This is a genomic window from Geomonas edaphica (assembly GCF_004917075.1).
GTDB lineage: Bacteria > Desulfobacterota > Desulfuromonadia > Geobacterales > Geobacteraceae > Geomonas > Geomonas edaphica.
Genome location: NZ_SSYB01000001.1, coordinates 374,359 through 393,411, shown reverse-complemented (window position 1 = coordinate 393,411; position 19,053 = coordinate 374,359). Strand labels below are relative to the sequence as shown.

At 60.2% G+C, this 19,053-nt stretch carries 17 protein-coding genes; 2 read left to right on the top strand and 15 right to left on the bottom strand.

Annotated features, from left to right (window positions below; translation table 11 throughout):
* The first annotated feature begins 42 nt into the window (after nucleotides 1–42).
* Together E8K79_RS01700 and E8K79_RS21200 are read left to right on the top strand one after the other, a co-directional pair.
* Complete coding sequence (locus tag E8K79_RS01700) at nucleotides 43–1,662, top strand: TnsD family Tn7-like transposition protein (RefSeq protein ID WP_136513199.1); 1,620 nt, start codon at nucleotides 43–45, stop codon at nucleotides 1,660–1,662.
* Nucleotides 1,652–2,026, top strand: coding sequence for a hypothetical protein (locus E8K79_RS21200; RefSeq protein WP_198419757.1), 375 nt, complete (start codon nucleotides 1,652–1,654; stop codon nucleotides 2,024–2,026). Before E8K79_RS01700 ends, E8K79_RS21200 begins: the two co-directional genes overlap by 11 nt.
* Nucleotides 2,027–3,043: 1,017 nt before the next feature.
* Here the strand turns inward: E8K79_RS21200 and E8K79_RS01685 are convergent.
* From E8K79_RS01685 to E8K79_RS01615, 15 genes are all read right to left on the bottom strand, one after another.
* Nucleotides 3,044–3,586: a class I SAM-dependent methyltransferase gene (locus E8K79_RS01685; RefSeq protein ID WP_136513198.1), complete on the bottom strand. Its 543-nt coding sequence runs from the start codon at nucleotides 3,584–3,586 to the stop codon at nucleotides 3,044–3,046.
* 38 nt (nucleotides 3,587–3,624) lie between these two features.
* Entirely contained in the window at nucleotides 3,625–4,998 is a 1,374-nt protein-coding gene (locus tag E8K79_RS01680) for an epoxyqueuosine reductase (RefSeq protein WP_136513197.1), read from the bottom strand.
* 11 nt (nucleotides 4,999–5,009) lie between these two features.
* Entirely contained in the window at nucleotides 5,010–5,771 is a 762-nt protein-coding gene (locus tag E8K79_RS01675; protein WP_136513196.1) for an ABC transporter permease, read from the bottom strand.
* An 11-nt stretch (nucleotides 5,772–5,782) separates the two neighbouring features.
* Nucleotides 5,783–6,817, bottom strand: coding sequence for an ABC transporter substrate-binding protein (locus E8K79_RS01670; protein WP_136513195.1), 1,035 nt, complete (start codon nucleotides 6,815–6,817; stop codon nucleotides 5,783–5,785).
* A 193-nt stretch (nucleotides 6,818–7,010) separates the two neighbouring features.
* Entirely contained in the window at nucleotides 7,011–8,684 is a 1,674-nt protein-coding gene (locus tag E8K79_RS01665) for an ASKHA domain-containing protein (RefSeq protein WP_136513194.1), read from the bottom strand.
* Entirely contained in the window at nucleotides 8,678–9,709 is a 1,032-nt protein-coding gene (locus E8K79_RS01660) for a uroporphyrinogen decarboxylase family protein (RefSeq protein WP_136513193.1), read from the bottom strand. The genes E8K79_RS01665 and E8K79_RS01660 overlap by 7 nt, the downstream gene beginning before the upstream one ends.
* Nucleotides 9,710–9,820: 111 nt before the next feature.
* Nucleotides 9,821–10,867: a uroporphyrinogen decarboxylase family protein gene (locus E8K79_RS01655; protein WP_136513192.1), complete on the bottom strand. Its 1,047-nt coding sequence runs from the start codon at nucleotides 10,865–10,867 to the stop codon at nucleotides 9,821–9,823.
* Nucleotides 10,867–11,532, bottom strand: a complete 666-nt coding sequence (locus E8K79_RS01650; protein WP_136513191.1) for a corrinoid protein — start codon at nucleotides 11,530–11,532, stop codon at nucleotides 10,867–10,869. The genes E8K79_RS01655 and E8K79_RS01650 overlap by 1 nt, the downstream gene beginning before the upstream one ends.
* 56 nt (nucleotides 11,533–11,588) lie before the next feature.
* Nucleotides 11,589–12,932: a nitrogenase component 1 gene (locus E8K79_RS01645; protein WP_136513190.1), complete on the bottom strand. Its 1,344-nt coding sequence runs from the start codon at nucleotides 12,930–12,932 to the stop codon at nucleotides 11,589–11,591.
* Complete coding sequence (locus E8K79_RS01640; RefSeq protein WP_136513189.1) at nucleotides 12,925–14,457, bottom strand: nitrogenase component 1; 1,533 nt, start codon at nucleotides 14,455–14,457, stop codon at nucleotides 12,925–12,927. The genes E8K79_RS01645 and E8K79_RS01640 overlap by 8 nt, the downstream gene beginning before the upstream one ends.
* 42 nt (nucleotides 14,458–14,499) lie before the next feature.
* Entirely contained in the window at nucleotides 14,500–15,156 is a 657-nt protein-coding gene (locus E8K79_RS01635) for a DUF1847 domain-containing protein (RefSeq protein ID WP_136513188.1), read from the bottom strand.
* Nucleotides 15,157–15,176: 20 nt separating this feature from the next.
* On the bottom strand, nucleotides 15,177–16,133 hold the full coding sequence (locus tag E8K79_RS01630; RefSeq protein WP_136513187.1) for an ABC transporter permease: 957 nt from the start codon (nucleotides 16,131–16,133) through the stop codon (nucleotides 15,177–15,179).
* 7 nt (nucleotides 16,134–16,140) lie between these two features.
* Nucleotides 16,141–17,190 (bottom strand): ABC transporter substrate-binding protein, encoded by a 1,050-nt coding sequence (locus E8K79_RS01625; RefSeq protein ID WP_136513186.1) that lies wholly within the window; start codon nucleotides 17,188–17,190, stop codon nucleotides 16,141–16,143.
* 32 nt (nucleotides 17,191–17,222) lie between these two features.
* Nucleotides 17,223–18,251, bottom strand: coding sequence for an ABC transporter substrate-binding protein (locus E8K79_RS01620; RefSeq protein WP_136513185.1), 1,029 nt, complete (start codon nucleotides 18,249–18,251; stop codon nucleotides 17,223–17,225).
* Complete coding sequence (locus E8K79_RS01615) at nucleotides 18,248–19,051, bottom strand: ABC transporter substrate-binding protein (protein ID WP_136513184.1); 804 nt, start codon at nucleotides 19,049–19,051, stop codon at nucleotides 18,248–18,250. The genes E8K79_RS01620 and E8K79_RS01615 overlap by 4 nt, the downstream gene beginning before the upstream one ends.
* Nucleotides 19,052–19,053 lie beyond the last annotated feature (2 nt).

Genomic DNA, 19,053 nt, shown 5'->3' with positions numbered 1-19,053 from the left:
TAAGTAGACTCGCTATGTGCATGCGCCCCCGGGAGACTTGAGATGACGAAAGAGCTATTTGTCTATCTGCCTTGCCCGCATGAGGACGAACTTCTATACAGCGTTGTAGCACGCTACTGCTCCCAAGCGCGTCAGAGAGTTCACAAGCTATCATGCGCCCTCTTCGGGAAATGCTTCGTGGTACTGCGTGCTGATCTCCCTTGTTCCTTGGCGACTTTAGCAGAAAGAACGACCTACTCCTGGGGCCTGTCTGGTGAAGAAATTCTTCGCGACATGACTTTATTCCCATATTACGCGCCATTTCTTACGGAATCCACCCGCGAGAGTAGAAAGCAAGCGTTGATGTCGGGACGATGCAAATGCGTAGTAGGAGCGAACGCATACCGGGTTGCCCCACCAGAATTTTTACGTCTGTGCGCAAAATGCACAAAAATTGATAAACAGATATTGGGTGAGACATATTGGCGTAGATCTCACCAATTACCAGGCGTACATGTCTGTCCTGAGCATGGAACACCATTAGTTACAACGTTTGTGCGCATACAACCGAAACAAACACAGTGCATAGAAGCGTCATCCGCTGCCGTAGGACCGGTCGAATATATTGAAGATAGTTTACTCCCTATTCTTAAAAAAATAGCGGTAAGGTGCAAAGAAATTCTCACCGGGAAGAAACTCATATGTGCTCGTAATTTTACTGCAGCTTCTTACCGCGAAGCTGCCCTCGAAAGAGGTATAACTAAGCTTCCAGGTATCTTTTCGCCGAAAATCTTCTCAGAGCTTTTTCTCGCGTATTACGGTACACCGCTACTAGCAAAACTGGGCCTACTTTGCAAGGGAAGGAGGCTCACTTGCCCGTCGAGCATCTTCCAGAATAACCATAAGCAGGTATTCCACCCAGTCGAACACATACTTGTCCAGCTGTTTTTGGAGTCATTACCAAAGGTGTGCACTGCGCATCCCTTTGGACCTGGCCCATGGACGTGCCCAAATCCTTACGCAGAACATGACGAGGCATTCCCTATTAAACTGATCAGAATGCGAAGCCGGAAAGACAAATCGTGCTATGGCCAGGCGAGGTGCTCGTGTGGCCTTTCCTTCACCATTAACGGAGTTGACGACGAAAACACACAGATCCCAATAGTCGGGGAAATTTGGTCGTTTGGTCGAAGTCGCTCCATATTTGCACAGCGAATGCTCAACCAAGGGTATAAATCGAAGGAAGTAGCCAAAATTCTACATATATCTGTTTCATCTCTAAAACGTCTCATTTCTTTAAAAGGAACTAAATCAGATTTGCTTCAAAAAATATCTACTGCTCGCAGAAAATGGCTACGCCTACTAAATCAGGATTCACGATGTCGAGTTACAGTTGCACGAAGGAAACAGTACGGTCTGTACATGTTCTTAAGAAAGTACGACAAGGCGTGGCTTACCAGTCAAAAAGTTCGCAACTCATTCATTGATTGGCAGGCACGAGATGTTGAGTGGAGCAACCTAATTATCAGGACCATTAAGGGACTAGGCAAAGGAGTGCCAAAAACAACCATTGTGAAGGCAGCAGGCCTAAACCTACGAATATTTACCTTATTTGACCGTCTGCCGCTATGCGCACAAGCATTCAAAGATTTAGCTAAAGGAGCAACGCAAAATGACAACTAAGGATGTTTTAGAGGAAGTTGTAAAAGCAAGCATCTGGAAAGCACCACCCGTGTCCGAGCAACCGTGCATTTACCTCATACGATGGTCGATTATGGAAACAGAAAAAGGTACCTGCCATTTCGTCGGTTACAACAGTGGAAATAGTGAGGGCCGAGTAAGCACGCCAATTGAGACCTTTGATCTCGCAACGGTTCGTGGAGTTACCCAGTCCGGCCGAATATACAAACTGGTTGGTCCACCTGGTTATGATCCTGACGCAGAATGGGTTTGGGCGATGTATGCATCTGCACTGAAGCTAAAATGGCGTGAGGTCACTGGTGAATTTGTTCAGGCCCTCAAGGATGCAGCATCTTCAGGGGCTTAGGTGGTTCGCTATGGCGGATTATCGATGAAGCTTATTATTGCACACAATGTGGTGATGTCGTAGCCCTTCGTAGCACAAGAGCTTTCCTGCGTCTGCGGCAAAAGCAAAGGGGAATACGGTCCAGACGGTCTGCACGCCAAAATTAGCGGCCCAACAATCCCCTTGGGGTTTGCCAATCCTTCATTCAGAGAGGCTTTAAGGAACCAGCCAGAAACAGGCCAGGCAGAGAGAAACAACGATTCTCATTATCGCACTGAGTCGTGGCAGAATATGTCATAAACAATGGACGTAAGTTGATCCCAACGCAGCGATAAACTATTTTTCATTAACCAGAACCTAAAATCGTTATAAGTTCGTCCTTATAGGGATATTGCGGGATGTTGAACAGTAAACCGCTTCATCAAGTCTGTTCGAACACTTATCCCGTGAAATATGGTTTCGCGGTGGGGATGGCTGGTGCCTGCTAGACAGGTGGCCAGAGCAGAAAGGGCATGACTATACGTGGAGGGGGCAAGAGGTGGATGCCCAAATAGCGCCATTAATTTGTAAATTAAATTAGTTCCGACTTCGCCCATGTCAACTGTTTTACTTCTTTCGTTTTGAGTAAATTCCGTTTACATGCTATGGATAACTTACTGACTCACTTGCACAGTAATCCCTCTTTCTTCCACCAAGGAGGGGGTGATACAACAAAGGGCAATTTAAGGGCCACTCAAGACTGCAATTCGGCATTCCACTATATCTGTGGTGAGTGACATTTCAATTAAAGACATTACAACGTTTTTCTCTATATCCAGACACTGCCAAACTTTCGAGGCGATAAATGAGGCTTTGCTCGGAATCTTCACAAACATTGCGGCTGCAGTCTGAACCCATGAGTTTTGCTTGAGAGCTTCCACTACCACTTCACGCTCCAAAAGTTCGAGAGAGTAACCATCATCAGGTATTCACCAAAACCGGAGTCTGAATTGTTCACTCAAGAACTTTTACGGAAGCCTCGGAAGAGTTCCCTTGTCGCTACTGGAAATGCTGATACAAAACTGCCACGGAATGACGACGGTAGTAGTGGCTCACGCGCCTGAACCCCTGCGACTCAACCAGTTGATCAAGTTCCTCGTGAGAGTATGTTTTGATGCAGTTCGAGCAGTTCACCCCGTGCATGCAGCCGCTGCTGCATTGAAGAACAGAATTCCGGCAGCGCACCTCGACCAGAAGGTACCCCTCAGGACGCAGGTTGAGGACTATGTTCTTCAGATACCGGCTCTTCTCTGTGCCGTCTGAGATGATGTTCAATACGTAACTGGAGAGCACCAGGTCCACATCTAGACTGCCATGACTTAACTCATCGACGGCAAGAACACCGGCAAGCTTCCTGGCACTATCCATCTTCACGATGCGGGCTACCTGGACCGGAAGGTCCGCCGCATAGACCCGGAAACCTGCCTCGGCCATAAACGCCGAATTTCGCAGAGTGCCCGCGCCGTAATCGAGGACCGAGCGCACTTCTTTCTTGCGGAAAAACTCCAGGTACTTGCTGACACTTATTGCTGCTGTCGCCATATGTGCTCCCGATACGGCGGTGACAGCGGATCCTCCGGTCACAACCGCGGCTTGAGTTGAAGGGTTTTCCTGATACGGGGCGGAATCTGCCTTGCACACGGAATCTGGGTGGAACAGTGCCCGCAGGAACCGTAGTTCCAGGCGGAGAAGTGTTCCTTGTTGCCGTGCGTTTCGCAGCGCCCCGGGATCTTGCCGGTTTTGGTGATCGCTCCCGTCGGGCAGCGCCTGATGCAGGCGTCACAGCTCCCGTCGAAAGCGTAGAGACAGTACTGGTAAACCTCGGTGTAGGGACGCGGCGTTGGGGTGAGCTTCAAATCGGTGATCACGCTGCACAAACGCCCGAGCGCGCCTTTCTCGGAAATGAAATTCTGGTGTAGTCCAAAGGTGCCGAGGCCGGCGGCGAAGGCGGTATGCCGCTCCGACCAGAAGGGCCGCCAATCGTCGGAATCGTAGCGGGGATCGATATTGGGCGCGACCGCCCTCCCCCCGTGTCGCTCGGCGAAACGGATCAACGACCGGCGCACCACGTTCAGGAATTTGGAGCCGTTCCACTTCCCGGAGGAGAACTCGATGGCGGAGTAGCGTTGATCCTTGGCATAGTGCTCGGTGATGTGCCCGGTGAAGGGGAGAAAGACACTGATGATGGAACGGGCGCCGGGCAGCCACTCCTGCGGCAGCCGGTGCATCGGGCCCACCACCTCCGGGTCCTGGAACCGCTCGAACAGCGGATCTTCGGCCGAGGCGACGCCGATCAGGGGGAGGTCCCATATGGGCGGATTGTCCCCCTCGGGCAGCGCGTTGCGGAAGTCCGTGCGCACCAGGTCAGACACATGGCGCAGCACCTCCTCCAGCGCGACATCATCCGCCCCTTCCCGTTCCACGACTGAGACGGGAACTGGATCGGGGAGGTAGAAGTCAGGGTTGACGCCTTCGCGCCGCGCCTCGCCCCGGGTCACCTGCTCAGGATTCGCGTGTAGCGACCCTTTCACGGCGGGCGGCTGGTCGAAGGGCTTTCGGAACCCGGGAGGAGAGCCCTTGGTGAGATCGTAAGCCACCCAGATATGGAGCTGTTCGAAGATCCTATCCAAAAGTCGGGAGGCAAGTTCGCCCGGGGTCTCCCCCTCCCCTAGTCTGGTCATCCCCGGCTCCGGGAAGATCTCCCCTTCAATGAAGTAGTACACCTCCTGCCGTAGCGGCGCCGCGAAGTTGCGCAGCGTGGCGGTGCGGTCGCTGCTGCGCACGGCCAGCACTTTGCGGCCGTCGGGGCGATAGCCGCGGTAGTTGACGCCCAGGATGTAATCAGTTAGGGCGTCCAGCACCGACTGGCGGTCCAGTTTTCTGGGGTACGGCTCGCCCCATTTCGGGATCTCGTTTTCAAACAGGGACTTGCTGGTGCCAGTATTTTCGCTCATCGGGTGCCTCGTCAGCGTTTGCCGGTCCAGTGCAGCACGCGGCGCTGCACCAGGTCGAAAAGTTCCATGATCAGGATGATCACCAGCGACATGAAGAGCATGCCCGCCAGGACCTTGGGGTAATCGGAGAAGTCGGCGTTGTACTGGATGAAATGCCCCATGCCGGACTTGGCGCCGAACATCTCGGCGACGGTCAGCAGGATGAAGCTGAAGACCAGTGCCATGCCGGCACCGCTGAAGATCATGGGGAGCGCGCCGGGGAGGATGACGTTGTGATAGAGGCGGAATCCGCCCAGCCCCAATGTCCTGGCGTTCTCGATGTATCGCTCCTCAAGGTGCACAACACCGTGTATGGTTCCCATCAGGATCGGCCAGAAGGCGCCTGCGAAGATGATGAAGGCGGAGGAAAGCCAGAAGGTCGGCAGTATCGCGATGGCGTACGGGATCAGCATGGTCGGCGGGATCGGGCTCACGCCGCGGAAAACCGGCATGAGCAGGCCGCGCAGCCATGACGAGGAGCCAATAACCAGCCCGCCGCCAATACCTAGGACCAGCGCCAGGAAATAGCTCGGCGCCAGCATCCCCATCGAGTTGCCAAAGCCCAGCACCAGTTTCGGGAGCGACTTGCCGAAGGCAGGCAGGATCTTGGAAAGTCCCGGGAAAAGCACCGGCTCCAGCCAACCGGACCAGTCCGTGGCCGCCTCGAAGAGCAGCACCAGCAGCAGGATGACTGCCGCCGGTCCGCTGTACTTTTTGATCAATTGCTCAACCATGACCATTTGCCTCAATTCTGGCGGTCGAAGCGCTTTTTCGCCTCGCGATAGAACTTGTCCTTGGGATTGCGCCGCTGCAACTCCTTAAGGGCGTCGCGGTAGAGCTCGACGTTCACGTAGCGGTTCAGGTCGATGTCCCCTTCAACGTAGTCGATGCTCTTCATGTCATGCCACATCTGCGCGACGCCTTTCCGGTTCGGGTCGGCATGGGTTTCCTGGTGCGGCTCAAGGGTGAACTCCCGCGCCATCTTGTCGTCCAGATTCAGGACGCGCTTGTTCACCTCCACCGCCAGTTCCGGGTTCTGGGTCTTAATTTTTTCCGCCTGCAGGATCGCTCTCAGGAACGCACGATAGGCTTCGGGATCTTCCTTGACCGCCTTGCCCCTGGCGACGATGCGGCAGCAGGGATGCTGGGGAAAGAAGTAGTTGCTCCAGCCGACCACCGCGACGCCGGACTCCTTCGCCTTGAGAAGTATCGACGACGCGCCGATGCCGACGTCTGCCTTGCCGGATTTAACGGCTTCTAGTACCGCCGAGGGGTTCTTCAGCTCGATGATCTTGACGTCCTTGTTGGGGTCGAGGCCGGCACGCTTCAAGGCGCCGCGCCAGACGATGTCGGCGGTGTAGATGCGCGGGGTCGCAACGGTCTTGCCGCGGAAGTCGCCGATGGTCTTGAAGCTCTGCGCCTTTCCCGGCAGCGCGATCACCGGGTGCCCGCCCGAGAGGTGGCCGCCGATAATGGAGAAATCGCTTCCCTTGGAGATGAAGGTAAGGGGACCGGCGGTGCCGAAGGAGACGCCGATGTCGATCTTGCCGCTGTTGAGCGCATTGAGCCCGTCGGAAGAGCTGGCGAACTGCACCAGTTCCACCTCTACCCCCTCTTTCTCGAACAGCTTCTGATCCTGCGCCAGGAAGGTAAGGACGCTCCCCCCGCCCGGCGCGTACCCTACCTTCAGCTTTGTCCTGGCAACCGCGGCGTCAGCCTGCGCCGCCAAGCCCAGGGCGGCAACGGCCACCACCATCAGTCTCTTCCATATCGATCTCATCGTTCCCTCCTTTGTTCTTGGAAATAAAAAAGGCCAGGCTAGCCGGTTTCATCACCGTGCTTGCCTGGCCTCCAGTGTCTCTGGTCAGCCACCACTATTGAACTGTGGTGGCAAACATAGCACCGGCCGCGACCGGAGTCAACAATAAATATATAAAGTCTATAAATTTTATAGTGTAGTTGTCAGGCGGTGTTCAAAACGACAGCGCCGCCACGAATACCTGATCGAAATCCTTGCAGTTAGCCAGCTCCACTACCTGGACCTGCTGCACCAGATCGCTCATCTCGTGGCGGGAGGCGCTGTTTAACAGAAAGGCCTCCCCTCCGCTTTTGGCGGTGTTGCCGACGAAACTGATCCGTCCGGCCGTGCCGGCGGGGAGTAATCCGATGGTGGTGAGACTTTCGACGGTGAGATGGTAACCAAAAGAACCCGCAATCAGGACCTGCTGCAGTTCGTTCACCGGGACGGACGCCTCGCGCAACAGGAATTCCACGCCGGCGCGGATCGCCCCCTTGGCGAGTTGCACCTGGCGCACGTCCTTCTGCGTCAGCCACACCTTCTCGGTGAGAAGGAACGCCGGCTTGCTGTCCCGCTCCACTAACCGTTCGGCCAACTTGGCGGGAATTCCCTCGCTGTCCGGTCGCACGAATTTGCCGTTCTTGCCGACCACGCCATGCGCGACCAGTTCCGCCACGATGTCCATCAGTCCGGACCCGCAGATGCCGACGGCCTCAGTCCCGGCGATGGTCCGGAGTTCCAGCGAGCCGTCAGGCTGGACGCTGCAGCGCTCTATGGCCCCCTCCCCCGCTCTCATGCCGAAGCGGATGTTCATCCCCTCGAATGCGGGTCCAGCCGCGGTCGACGTTGCCCAGAGCTTGCCATTGCGGGCAATCGCCATCTCGCCATTGGTGCCGATATCCACGAAGAGCACGGTCTCCTCGCTTTCGTGCAGCCGAACCGCCTGCAGCCCCGCGGTGATGTCGGCGCCGATGTAGCCGGAGATGATCGGGGGGAGGTAGACGACGCCGCCGTGGGCGATCTTGATGCCGGTGGCCTGCGCTGGGAGCCAGGCGGCGCAGGTCAGGGTCGAGGTGTAGGGATATTTGCCGAGCGGCGCGGGATCGGCCCCGGCGGCCAGGTGCAGCATGCAGGTGTTGCCGCTGAAGATCACTTCGTAGATCCGGTTCCTGTTGACTCCGGCCTCGGCAACAGTCTGGCCGATGAGGGCGTTGATCTCGCCGATGACTCCGCTGCGCAACTCCTCAAGCCCGCGTTGCTCCGAGCCGATCTTGATGCGCGACAGTACATCCTGGGCATGGCGGCTCTGCGGGTTGAGAGCCGAGGCCGCAGCCAACTGGCTTCCCGAGGTCAGGCTCACCAGCGCGACGACCAAGGTGGTGGTACCGATGTCCACGACCACGCCATAGCTCTCGTCGGCGGTATCCCCCTCCTCTTCGATCAACAGCGCTCCACCCGCGTACACCCGCGTCGCGTTCAGTTCCGGCAGGTATGTCTTAGTCATGTGCGGTGCCAGATCGACAGCGGCTGCCTCGCCGTTACTGCGGATTTTTAAATCCCGTAGCGACGCCCCCTCGGGAACGACGACGGTGATATCGCCATGCACCTCGGCTGCGCAGGCGAGCACCTGCCCGCGGGATCGTTCTTCGGCGGAAAGCTGATGTGCCCCCTTCTCGACCACTCGCGCCAGATCCTCAGGGGAGAGTTGCACAACGCACTTGCCGCAGACCACCGCGCCGTTACAGGGGGAATCGATCGTGACGCCTGCGGCGCGAGCGGCTTCCAGGATGGTGGAACCTTCCGGCACGCTGATCCGTTTATCATCCGGAAGAAACTGGACCGTTACCATCCACGGCCTCCATCCTTCACCGTTTGAGTCATTGCCTGGATATTGCCGACCGCGGATGCGGTACTCAGGCCGCAGGCCGGCGAGATGATGTCGATGCCGTCCCGCACGAGCCCGGCGGTGTGACGCGAAACCTTGTCCGGATCGCCCAGTTCCAGCAGGAAGGTGCTCAGGTTGCCCATGGTGGTGAGCTGCGGGTATTCCTCTTTCAGTAGTTTCAGATTCACGAAGGCATCGGTGCTGATGGCGTCGCTGTGCAGCTTCGGGATGGAAGGCTTCACGGCCTTCATCTCGCCGCAGATGTGCACCAGGACAGGCACGCCGGTGGCGTGGATGCCGTCGATGACCTTGTTGAGGTAGGTGACCGCGTACTCCTGGAACAGGCGCGGCCCGAGGATCTCGCCGGTAGCGGTGGGATCGCCGATGCAGATGGCGCTGGCGCCGCCGTCGACCAGCAGCCGGGCGAACGAGATCAGGAACTCGCTCACGTAGTCGAGCACGCGGTGGGAATCTTCGCGCTTTTTATGCAGCTCCTTCAGAAAGGTCATGGGGTCGACGATGGAGGCGGCGGTGCTGACCGGTCCAGTGATGCTGCCGATGACGGGAACGTCCGGGTTGGAACGGCTCAAAAGGAGCGCCGCTTCGGCCACCTGCCGGATGCGCCCGGATTCGAGCATCCTGTCGATGGTGCGAAACTGCACCTGGGCATTCGAGGCGAAAGGTTCGCGTGCGATTTTCGGTTCGCAGGCCAGGGTGCCGAAGTCGATCTCGCTGCCGAGCACCTCCGCCTCGACCGTCATACAAAACGGGATGCCGAAGTTCTCGAAGCCGGTATCGTGGTTGACGTCAGTGGCGAGTTCCGCCATCAGATTGGAGCGGAAGTGTCCTTCCGGGAGGGTGTGGCCGGTGCGGGTCATGACATCTACCACGGCGGCGTTCATCATGCCGCCGGTGCAGATCACCGGCGGTCGGTCTACCTTCTTCTTGGCGAGGGTGTCGAGCAGCCGCTCTTTTGGGCTTAGGCTCATGTGGTGCTCCTGTGTGGTGTTAGCGGAGAGTTCGGCAATTGATGGCGAAGCTTCCGACGCCCTCCCCCCTGCCCCTCTCCCGGAGGGTGAGGGGGGATGGGCATAGTTAAATTAGCACTTAGCCGGCCAGCCCGCGGCGCGAACGGTGTCGAGCATGGCGTGGATGTTGGCGAAGGGGGTCTCCGTGGGGAGGCTGCAGCCGGAGGCGACGATGAATCCCTTGGGACTGTCCTTCGCTTGGGCGAGACAGGAAAGCGTCGCGCGGCGCACCGCATCGGGAATCCCTTGCAGCATCACCTCGGAAGGGTGCACGTTGCCCATGAGGCGCACCCGGTCGCCGACCGCGAGACGCACCTCGCCCAGGTCGGCATCGTTGTCTATGCTCAGGCAATCGGCACCCGCCTCCACCATTGATTCCCAGATGCCGGCGGTCTTGCCACAGATGTGCAGCGTGACGCTCTTACCGCGGCCGTGGATGTAGTCGATGAGCCGTTTCAGGTAGGGAAAGGAGAACTCCCTGAACTGGCGCGGGCTGATCACGGACATGGAAGACATGGCATCGGTCAGGCTCGGCGTGCAGCCGGCGTCGATGATGGCGCCGGCGTAAGCGATGTTGGTCTGCAGCGACAGCTCGCACAGGTGGTGCACCTTTTCCGGCGCGCGCATCATGAGGCGGGCCAGCTTGTCGGCTCCGACCAGGAAGGAGGCGTTGGTGAAGGGGCAGGTCACCGCTCCCGTCACCGCCACCTCGTTCCCCACCTGCTCCACGGCACGGCGCATCGCCTCCAGGTGCTGAGGGAGGTAGCCGTCCCGATGGGGATCGGCCGGGCGCAGGCGGTCGATGTCCCCAAGGTCGTCGATGGCTGGGGCGGCGAGGAAGGCGGTCTCGTCCTCTGGGTAGGTCACCTTGGCACCCATCGCTTCAGACTGGGTGTAGAGGTCGGTGAAGATCCTGATGGTGTCGTAGCCGAAGAGCCGGTACGCCGCCACCTGCGCCTCGGCGATCAACGCGCCGTTGCCCCGGAAGTCGCCGACCTTCACGCCGATCACCCGCGCCGCCGTGTTCCCCACTATCGGAACGCAGGGAAGCCGGTCGATGGGCGCGCCCGCGCCGTAGGCCGCCAGGCGCTCAAGCGGTGTCATCTGGTCGCGACGCATCAGGCGGCGGCCTCAGCGGGTGCTACCAGCGCCCTGGCCAGGCGAATGGCGTCCGCGGCGTTGACCGCGTAGCCGTCGGCACCGATGCGGTCGGCGAATCCCTGCGAGATGGGGCCGCCGCCGACGATGACCTTGAAGCGGTCCCGGATTCCCTCCTCGCTCAACTGGCGCACCACGGCCCCCATCCCCTCCATGGTAGTGGTCATCAGGGTGGAGAGGGCGATGATGTCGGCACCGATCTCCTTGGCGGTCTCCACGAAGCGGGCCGGCGGGATGTCGCGTCCCAGGTCGGTCACGGCGAAACCGGAGGTCTCCAGCATGATCTTGACCAGGTTCTTACCAATGTCGTGGGTGTCCCCCTCGACCACGCCGATCACCACCTTGCGCTTCTCGGCCACGTCGTCGCTGCGCAGATGCGGCTTCAGGACGTCCATGCCGGCGTACATGGCATCGGAACACATGAGGAGTTCGGGGATGAAATATTCCTCCTCGTCGAAGAGCTGCCCAGCCCGCTCCATCCCGGCTGACAGCCCCTGCTCGATGGCCCGGTAGGCGTCGATGCCGCGCTCTACCACCTCGTTTGCAACTGCTACCGACTCATCCTCGTCCATTTCCACTACGGCATCTGAAAGCCGCTGGAAAAGTTCCTGCTCACTAGCACTCACTACAATTCCTCCTCTACTGTTCAGGCCCCCTCCCGCCAAGGGAGGGGGAACCATGCTTACCTGTTCGCCACTATCTGCCCGAAGACGTCCTCGGCGAGTCTCAAGCCGCCACGAAAGCCGGTGTAGCCACGGTCGAGCACGGCACGGTTGGCAACCGGGAAGGAGACCGAAAGATGCGGCGCCCCGAGCTGCAGCGCGAGTTCTCGATCCAAAGAACTGCCAACGACGAAGGCCGGGCTGAAGGAGTTGTAGTACTTCTGCCCCGCCGCGCGCGGCCAGACACGGTTCAGGTGCCCGAGTACCTGCGAGGCGTCGGACTCGAAGACGACGTTGGTGCTGAAGCCGGAGGCCAGCCGCTCCACGCGGGTAGCGATGGCCGGCTGGCCGCTCTCGTGCACCCTGTCGGTGACCACGGTCAGCACCGGTAACCACCCCAGGTCGTCAGCGAGAAAGCGGGTCAGCGCCACGGCGTAGTTCGCGTCGCCGACCACCACGGCGTAACGCTGCAGGTCAAGGTCGTTATAGCAGTCCGTGAGCGGCTCCAGGATCTGGTAGTAGTGCCGCTTTTCCCGGTCGATCACCTGTTGCACCAGTTCCGGGTCGAGCGACAGCGCCGCTCCGACCTGGCGCAGAAAGGCCTCCGAAGCGGAAACGCCGATGGGAAGGGACGTGGTGACGAAGGGGATGCCGTGCTTTTCCTGGAACACCTGGGCCGCCCCCTGGCCGTAGAGGTCGGAGAGGACGATATTGAGTTCCGCCGAGCCGGCCTCCCTTATTCCTGCCAACGTGTCCGCAGATGTGAAGAAGGAGTTGACCTCAAGGCCCAGCAGTTCCAACAGATGCCGCGCGCCTTCCAGGTTACCGCGCCAGAACGGGTCCATGTACGGCACCACGCCCCAAAGGTTCACCCGCCCCTTTACCTTGGCGGCCCCCTTGGCCACGTAGTCCTTGACCAGCGCCTGGAGCACCAGGTCGTAGCCCCAGTAGGAATCGCCGCGGAAGCCACCGGTGACGGCGCCGATGATCGGCACCCCCTCCCCGCGGAAATCGTTCAGCACAGCGAAGATGTCGTCGCCGATTACCTCGGGGACGCAGCCGGTAAGCACCACGTAGAGGCCGCCCTTCATCACCTTGAGGGTCGACGCGATCTCCTCGCGCAGCCGGTCCTCGCCGCCGAAGACCACTTCCGTTTCCTGGATGTTGGAGCTGGGGACGGTGAGTCCCCCGCAGTACCCGCCGACCTGCAGGCCGCTGCCGCCGTTCTGGGTCCAGGCGAAGTTGCCGGCGCACCCCGATGCGGAATGGAGGATCGGAATCCCACCGGACAGGGCGGTCACCGTGGCGGCGGCCCCGCCCAGGGAGCAGAGATAGCGTGCCCTTTCTACAAAATTCTCACTCATTGACGCTCCTCCCGCGGGTGTTGAGATAGGAAAACGGCTCGGCCTCGTACCAGGCGTCGCTGTAGGGGAGCCGCAGGTTCTCGGCCAGGTTCCTGTTGTAGGCCGGGTTCGAGAGTTGGCGGTGCAGGCGGCGCGCGAGCTCGTAGACGCCGCGGTAGCCGATGTAGGCAAGCCCCGTGTTGTAGATGACGTGAGTGGGGATGCCGAGCTTCGCCGCCGTCATGTTGCCATTGGCATGCCCGAGGAAGAGATCAGGCTTGAGCCGGTTCAGAAGGTTCGCCTCCTCGAAGGGCTGCACGTTGGCGATGTCGACCACGTAATCCGTCTTCGCCTCGCGGGCCAGCTTCTCGTACTCCACCTCGGCGAAATGGTCGTGGTGGAAGGAGCGTATGCCGACCACCTCGAGGCCGATCTCCTGGAGCAGGCGCGCGGTCGCCAGGGCGCGGAACTCGCCGGCGCTGACGAAGACCTTTTTCCCCTGGAAGAGCGGACGGAACTCAGCGAGGGCCTCTCTCAGCTCCGCCTCCTCGGCGGCGATCAGCCGCTCGGCCTGCTCCTCGAAGCCGAACACCTTGGCGACGTCCCTGATCCAGAGGCTCGTGTTCTCGATACCGATCGGCATGTGCTTGATGATGGAGGGGACGTTGAAACGCTCCTCCAGGTAGCCCAGGAAATAGTCGTCATGGGTCGGGCAGGTGCTGATGGACAGTGCCGCGCGGGTCGCCTTGACGAAAGAATCCGGGTGGGCGAACACGGGGAAGACGTTCACCTCCAGGCCAAGGCTCGCCAGCAAACGCTCCAGTTCCTGCTCGTCCACCCGCCCCATAGACGAGACGTTCATGAGGTTGACGGTACGCGCCAACCGTTCCTGCTCGCGGAGCACTTCCAGCTCGTCCTGCGGTGTGTACTCGGCCACCCCCTTCTCTACCAGCAGGTTGCGACCGATGGTGTGGTAGACCGCATCGTAGGCGGTGGCCCAAATCTTGGTCTTGAAACCTTCGCAGTGCACGGGAAGGAGCTTCGCGCTCACCTGGGACTGCAGCCTCTGCGCCACCCCGTCGATGTCGTCGCCGATGATCCCGGGGACGCATCCCGCCACGATGGTGATGCTGGCTGGGCGGTAGCGCCGGTCCGCCTCGATGATGGCCCGCTCCAGCTTGTCCTCGCCGCCGCTGATGACGTCGGTTTCGTCGAGGGCGGTGGAGAGCCAGATGCCGTCCTGCGCCTTGCCCCTGCGGGCGTTACTCCCCATGCGAACATTGGCGTTTTGGGAATGGGTGCAGGAGCCGCAACCAAGGGCGCTATGCAGGAGCACGACGTTGTCCGGCAGGGAGTTCAGCATGGCGAGGGCCGGCAGCAACAGGCAGATGGTCCCCTGGGTGAAGCCGCGTTCGCCGTCGTCGATGAGGCAACTCTTGCCCCCCTTCCCTTTCCGGGCCAGGCCGCAGATGCTGTCCTGGTGGGCGATCACGGCGTTCAGACGGTCCTCGCGCTTGGGCGGGACCTTGTTGTCGAAATAACTCATGGTGCCTCCATTTCTACTTTGAAGCGGGCGCGGCGCAGAAGGTCAGCGCAGCTTCCCATCGAAGAGTTTCTTGTAGTAGGTCCCGCCGGTATAAAGGGCGCCGACGGGGTTATGGGCCAGCACGCGATCCTTCACCACCAGGTAGGTGACCGGCGCCTGCGAGTACTTGATGAAGAGGGAGTCGTGCCCGACGCAGAGCCCCACCACCACATTCAGCTCGGTATCCTGTTTGGCCAGAAGCCGCGCCTGCAGGACGGGGTTGCACATCGACTCGTGTGCATCAGGGTCGATCTTGTGCTCCTTCGGGATGCCGGTCTCGGTCTTTTCCACCGCACCGACCTTGCAAAGGACGCTGTAGGAGGCAATTCCCTGCGACTCGAGGAACTTGGCGAAGGTGCGGGCCTCGGCGGCCAGGCCGACGCAGCTCGCGATCCCGATTTTGGTGATACCGGCGCGGCGTGCGAATGCGGCGATCTCCTCGACCCGCGTCAGTTGGCCGTAGTAGGTCCCCTCCACCTCGGCGGCGGAGCAGGATATTTTGGAGACCAACGGGTCGTTGCGATAGAGTTCGACCGCCTCGGCCAGGTCCTCTTGGTCCAGTCCCATGGTGAGGCACCCCTTGGGGAAGCTGGCATTCAGTTTGTAGCAATTGAGGGTGCCGCAGTCGCTGCAGCTCTTGACCCCGTTGTTGTTACTCATGTGCACTCCTTGTAGCTTGTTCAGTTGCGCCAGCGCAGCAGGCGGCGCTCCAGGCGCTCAGTGCCCCAGGTGATGACGGTAACGACGATGCTGATGAAGATGATGCCGACCACCACGCGCTTGTAATCAGCGAAGTCCGCGAAGTTCTTCACGTACCAGCCGATGCCCGAGTTGGCGCCGATGAGTTCGGCGGCGGTCAGAAGCACCAGGGCAAAGACGAGGCCCAAGGTGGCGCCGGTGCAGATGGACGGCATTGCCCCGGGAAGGATCACCCTGAAGAGCAGGGTCCGCTCGGAAAGGCTCAGCACCCGCGCCGAATCGAGGAGCCCCTTGTGTATATTGAAGACCCCGTTCACCGTGTTGATGAACACCGGCCAGAAGGCGCCGATGAAGATGACGAAAATCGAGGCGGCTCTGAAGCTCGGCAGGAGCGCTATCGCGTAGGGGATGTACACGATAGGCGGGATCGGGCCGAGCACCTTGGTAAAGGGGTGTACCGCGTTGAAGAGCCGCATGCGCCAGCCGACCAGAAGTCCTAAAGGGATGGCGGTGGCAAGCGCGATCAGGTAGCCGCTCACCAGCAGGATCAGGGAGTTGACGAGCCCCTTCAGCATGTCCGGGAGTTCGCTCACGAACAGACGCAGCACCGGTTCCGGCTTCGGGAAAAGCATCTTGTCCAGGAGCACGAAGCGGGTGGTGCAGAGGTGCCAAGCCAGCAGGACTCCGAAGATGATGGCGGCGACGTCCCCGGCGGCCGCCACGCCCTTATCGCGACGCACCAGGCTCAGGCGCACCAGGTAAACCAGCTCCACCGCGGCGGTCAGGGCAAGTAGGTAAGCGGGATATGCCTCGCCCGGTACCGGCCAGAACAGTTCCGCAAGGAGCAGGACGAAAACGACGCTCGCCGGGGAGAGGATCAGGCGTCTGGCAATGCTGGCCCGCTGAAGACGGGCTCCCGCTGATAGGACAGCTTCCATGGCAACCTCAGTGTTTTTTGATGTGCAGGGTCGGGTCCCCGTCACGGAAATCCCGGTCCAGGCTGGCCCAGAGCTTCTCCTTGGGCTCGCGCCTGGAGAGGTCCGTCAGGGCCTGTGCGTAAAGGGCCGTGTTGATGTGTGGCTCTATGGCGTCCCTGGACTTGATGAAATCGGCCTTCTTCATGAAATCCCAGAACTGCACCACGCTCTCCTTGTGCGGGTCCGGGCTCACCAGCAGGTGCCCACCGTAGATGTCCTTGTTTAGGTCCGCCTTGTCGACCTGGACGTACTTGGCCACGATGTCCACGGTTTCCTTGTGGTTCCCCTGGTAGAAGCGGTACGCCTTCAAAAGCGCGACCATGAACTTCTCGAAATCGGCCTGGCGCGCCTTGACCGTTGAGGTCAGGGCCACCTGGCGGCAGCAGGTGTGCGACTTGATTACGTCGCCGGAGTATTTCACCACCGCGAGCCCCTGCTTCTCGGCCATCGTGTAGTAAGGGATCCAGGTGAGGCCGGCGTCTACCGCGCCCTTTTTCACCGCCTCCTGCACCGCCGCCGGCGAGTCGAACTCCTTGATGGTCAGGTCCTTGCGCCAGTCAAGCCCGGCCTGGTGCAGTGCCGCGCGAAAGACAACATCGCCGGTGGCGAGACGGATGGCGCCGATGGTGGCCCCGCGGTAATTCTTGAGATCCCTGAAGCGTGCCGCGTTCTCTGGCTTCGCGATCAGGGCGTGCCCTTCCCCCATCTGGCCGCCGAAGATGGTGAAGTCGGCTCCGTTGGCGATGAAGGCGAGCGGCGCCGAGGTGCCGAAGGAGCCGATGTCGAGCTTGCCGCTCTTGATGGCGGTCAGCCCCTCGCCGGAGTTGGTGAAGCGGAACAGTTCCACGTCGAGACCTTCCTGCTGAAAGAACCCTTTTTCCTTGGCGACGAAGTAGAGCAGGTGTCCGGAGGTGGGGAGATGTCCCACCTTGAGCTTGTGCAGCTCAGCGGCCCCCGCGGTCACACCACCCAGCGCGAGCAGCGCCAGTGAGAGGATGATGGTAAAGATGCGTTTCATGGTATGGCTCCTTGTGCGCCGGCTGGCGCGTATCAGTTGTTCTTTTTGTAGAAGGCCAGCATCTGCTGGTACACCTTGTCCTTGGGCTCACGCTTCACGATCGAGTCGAGCGCCTGCTTGTATAGCGTCGTGTTGATGTGTTGATCGATCGGGTAGTCATGGGTGATGTAGCCCGCGTCCCGAATGTGCTGCCAGAAGTCGAGGATCCCCTTCCTGAGAGGGTCCGGGTTCGATTCGGCCACCCGTTTCACGTAGGTCTCGTTGCGGATGATGTCCTCGTCGATCTTCAGCGCGCGGGTGTAGATCTTCACCGTCTCGTCGGGGTTGGTCTTGTAGAAGCGGTAGGCGCGGATCAGCCCCGCGAGGAAGCGCCGGTAGGTGTCGGGATTCGCCTTCACCTGGGCCGTGGGTGCTACGATGCGGCAGCAGGTGTAGTCGGGATAGAAATCCTCGATGTAGTGGGCGACCTTGAGGCCGTGGTTCTTTTCCGCCAGTGAAAAGTGCGGCGGGAATACCAGCCCGGCATCGACCGCCCCCTTCTTGACCGCCTCGACTACCGCCGCGACGCTGCCGAACTCGACGAAGTTCACGTCCTTCTTGTAGTCGATCCCGGCCTTCTTCAGGGCACCCTTGAAGATGACGTCGCCGGTGGAGAGCTTGACCAGGCCGATCTTTTTCCCCTTGTAGACCTTCAGGTCCTTGCCGGAAAGCTCTGCGAGCCGCTCGGGACGGGTGATGATGGCCTGTCCGCCGATCATCATGCCGCCGATGAAGGTGAACTCGCTCCCCTTGCTGATAAAGACCAAGGGCGCCGTTGTGCCGAAGGTGCCAACGTCGAGCTTCTCGGCCTTGAGCGCCGCCATGCCTTCGGCCGCGCTGCCGAACTGGTATAGGTCGACGTCCACCCCCTCTTCCTTGAAGAACCCTTTTTCCTTGGCCACGAAGTAGAGTCCGTGGGCCGGTTCCGGCACGTACCCCACCCTCAGCTTGGGCAGGGCCGCGCCGTAGGCGCTGCCGGCCAGCAGGGCGATCATGAGTACCACTGCAAAAATCCTTTTCATTGCGAACCTCCTTTGTCGGTGCGTTTCTTTTTGCCGGTCGGGCAGCAGTCGGGGGGACAGACCGCCTTTTCAGCCAGCTTTTTCAGTACGGGGTTGGACTCCCCCTCCCCTTCTCTCAGGTCATGGAGGGCGTCACAGTAGATCTCGTCGTAGACGTGGTCGGCAAGAAAGCTGCGCGCCATGCCGGGGGCCTGCAGGTCGAGCCGCTTCCAGATGCTGGCCAGACGCCAGTAATCGGGATCGGGATCGAAGCGGAAATCGCTGCCTCTACCTGGTCGCTGCCGCGCGATGCTGCTCCAGGCACGGACTGGCTGGCTCTGCAGCAGCAGGTCGGCTTTTATGAGCGCGCTGACCAACTTGCCCAGTGTCTCCTTGTCGGGCGCCCCGGGGCGTTCAGCGGTCATCACCACGATGCCGCGCTCCTCGCGCTCCTGGCGGGCTGACGCATCCACCTCATCGAGAAGCGATCCGGAGCTTTCGCTGCCGCCGCCCGCGATGATCCTGATCCGGTCGCCCCTGGCTATCGCCTTCAAGGTCTCGCCGACGGCGAAGGCCCCGACGTCCAGCTTACCCGCGGCGAGGGCGGCCAGCCCGCTGGCGCTGCTGTTGAAGCGCACCGGCTTGACTTCTACCCCCTCTTCCCTGAAGATCGCCGCGGCATCGGCCAGAAGAACCAGGGCGCTGCCGGTCTCATCCAGGCACCCCAGCCGGACCACCTCAGCATGGGCAGGTGCCGGCTTAACCGCGAGTGCAATCAGCGCGAGCGCTGCCAGGACCACATATGAGAAGAGGCGCCGCATGC

What these genes read in the sequence shown, in the direction of transcription:
- E8K79_RS01645 (WP_136513190.1), bottom strand. Translation starts at nt 12,932, where the DNA reads ATGAGTGAGAATTTTGTAGAAAGGGCACGCTATCTCTGCTCCCTGGGC.
- E8K79_RS01675 (WP_136513196.1), bottom strand. Translation starts at nt 5,771, where the DNA reads ATGGTTGAGCAATTGATCAAAAAGTACAGCGGACCGGCGGCAGTCATC.
- E8K79_RS01680 (WP_136513197.1), bottom strand. Translation starts at nt 4,998, where the DNA reads ATGAGCGAAAATACTGGCACCAGCAAGTCCCTGTTTGAAAACGAGATC.
- E8K79_RS21200 (WP_198419757.1), top strand. Translation starts at nt 1,652, where the DNA reads ATGACAACTAAGGATGTTTTAGAGGAAGTTGTAAAAGCAAGCATCTGG.
- E8K79_RS01630 (WP_136513187.1), bottom strand. Translation starts at nt 16,133, where the DNA reads ATGGAAGCTGTCCTATCAGCGGGAGCCCGTCTTCAGCGGGCCAGCATT.
- E8K79_RS01670 (WP_136513195.1), bottom strand. Translation starts at nt 6,817, where the DNA reads ATGAGATCGATATGGAAGAGACTGATGGTGGTGGCCGTTGCCGCCCTG.
- E8K79_RS01620 (WP_136513185.1), bottom strand. Translation starts at nt 18,251, where the DNA reads ATGAAAAGGATTTTTGCAGTGGTACTCATGATCGCCCTGCTGGCCGGC.
- E8K79_RS01655 (WP_136513192.1), bottom strand. Translation starts at nt 10,867, where the DNA reads ATGCGTCGCGACCAGATGACACCGCTTGAGCGCCTGGCGGCCTACGGC.
- E8K79_RS01685 (WP_136513198.1), bottom strand. Translation starts at nt 3,586, where the DNA reads ATGGCGACAGCAGCAATAAGTGTCAGCAAGTACCTGGAGTTTTTCCGC.
- E8K79_RS01635 (WP_136513188.1), bottom strand. Translation starts at nt 15,156, where the DNA reads ATGAGTAACAACAACGGGGTCAAGAGCTGCAGCGACTGCGGCACCCTC.
- E8K79_RS01700 (WP_136513199.1), top strand. Translation starts at nt 43, where the DNA reads ATGACGAAAGAGCTATTTGTCTATCTGCCTTGCCCGCATGAGGACGAA.
- E8K79_RS01615 (WP_136513184.1), bottom strand. Translation starts at nt 19,051, where the DNA reads ATGCGGCGCCTCTTCTCATATGTGGTCCTGGCAGCGCTCGCGCTGATT.
- E8K79_RS01640 (WP_136513189.1), bottom strand. Translation starts at nt 14,457, where the DNA reads ATGAGTTATTTCGACAACAAGGTCCCGCCCAAGCGCGAGGACCGTCTG.
- E8K79_RS01660 (WP_136513193.1), bottom strand. Translation starts at nt 9,709, where the DNA reads ATGAGCCTAAGCCCAAAAGAGCGGCTGCTCGACACCCTCGCCAAGAAG.
- E8K79_RS01665 (WP_136513194.1), bottom strand. Translation starts at nt 8,684, where the DNA reads ATGGTAACGGTCCAGTTTCTTCCGGATGATAAACGGATCAGCGTGCCG.
- E8K79_RS01625 (WP_136513186.1), bottom strand. Translation starts at nt 17,190, where the DNA reads ATGAAACGCATCTTTACCATCATCCTCTCACTGGCGCTGCTCGCGCTG.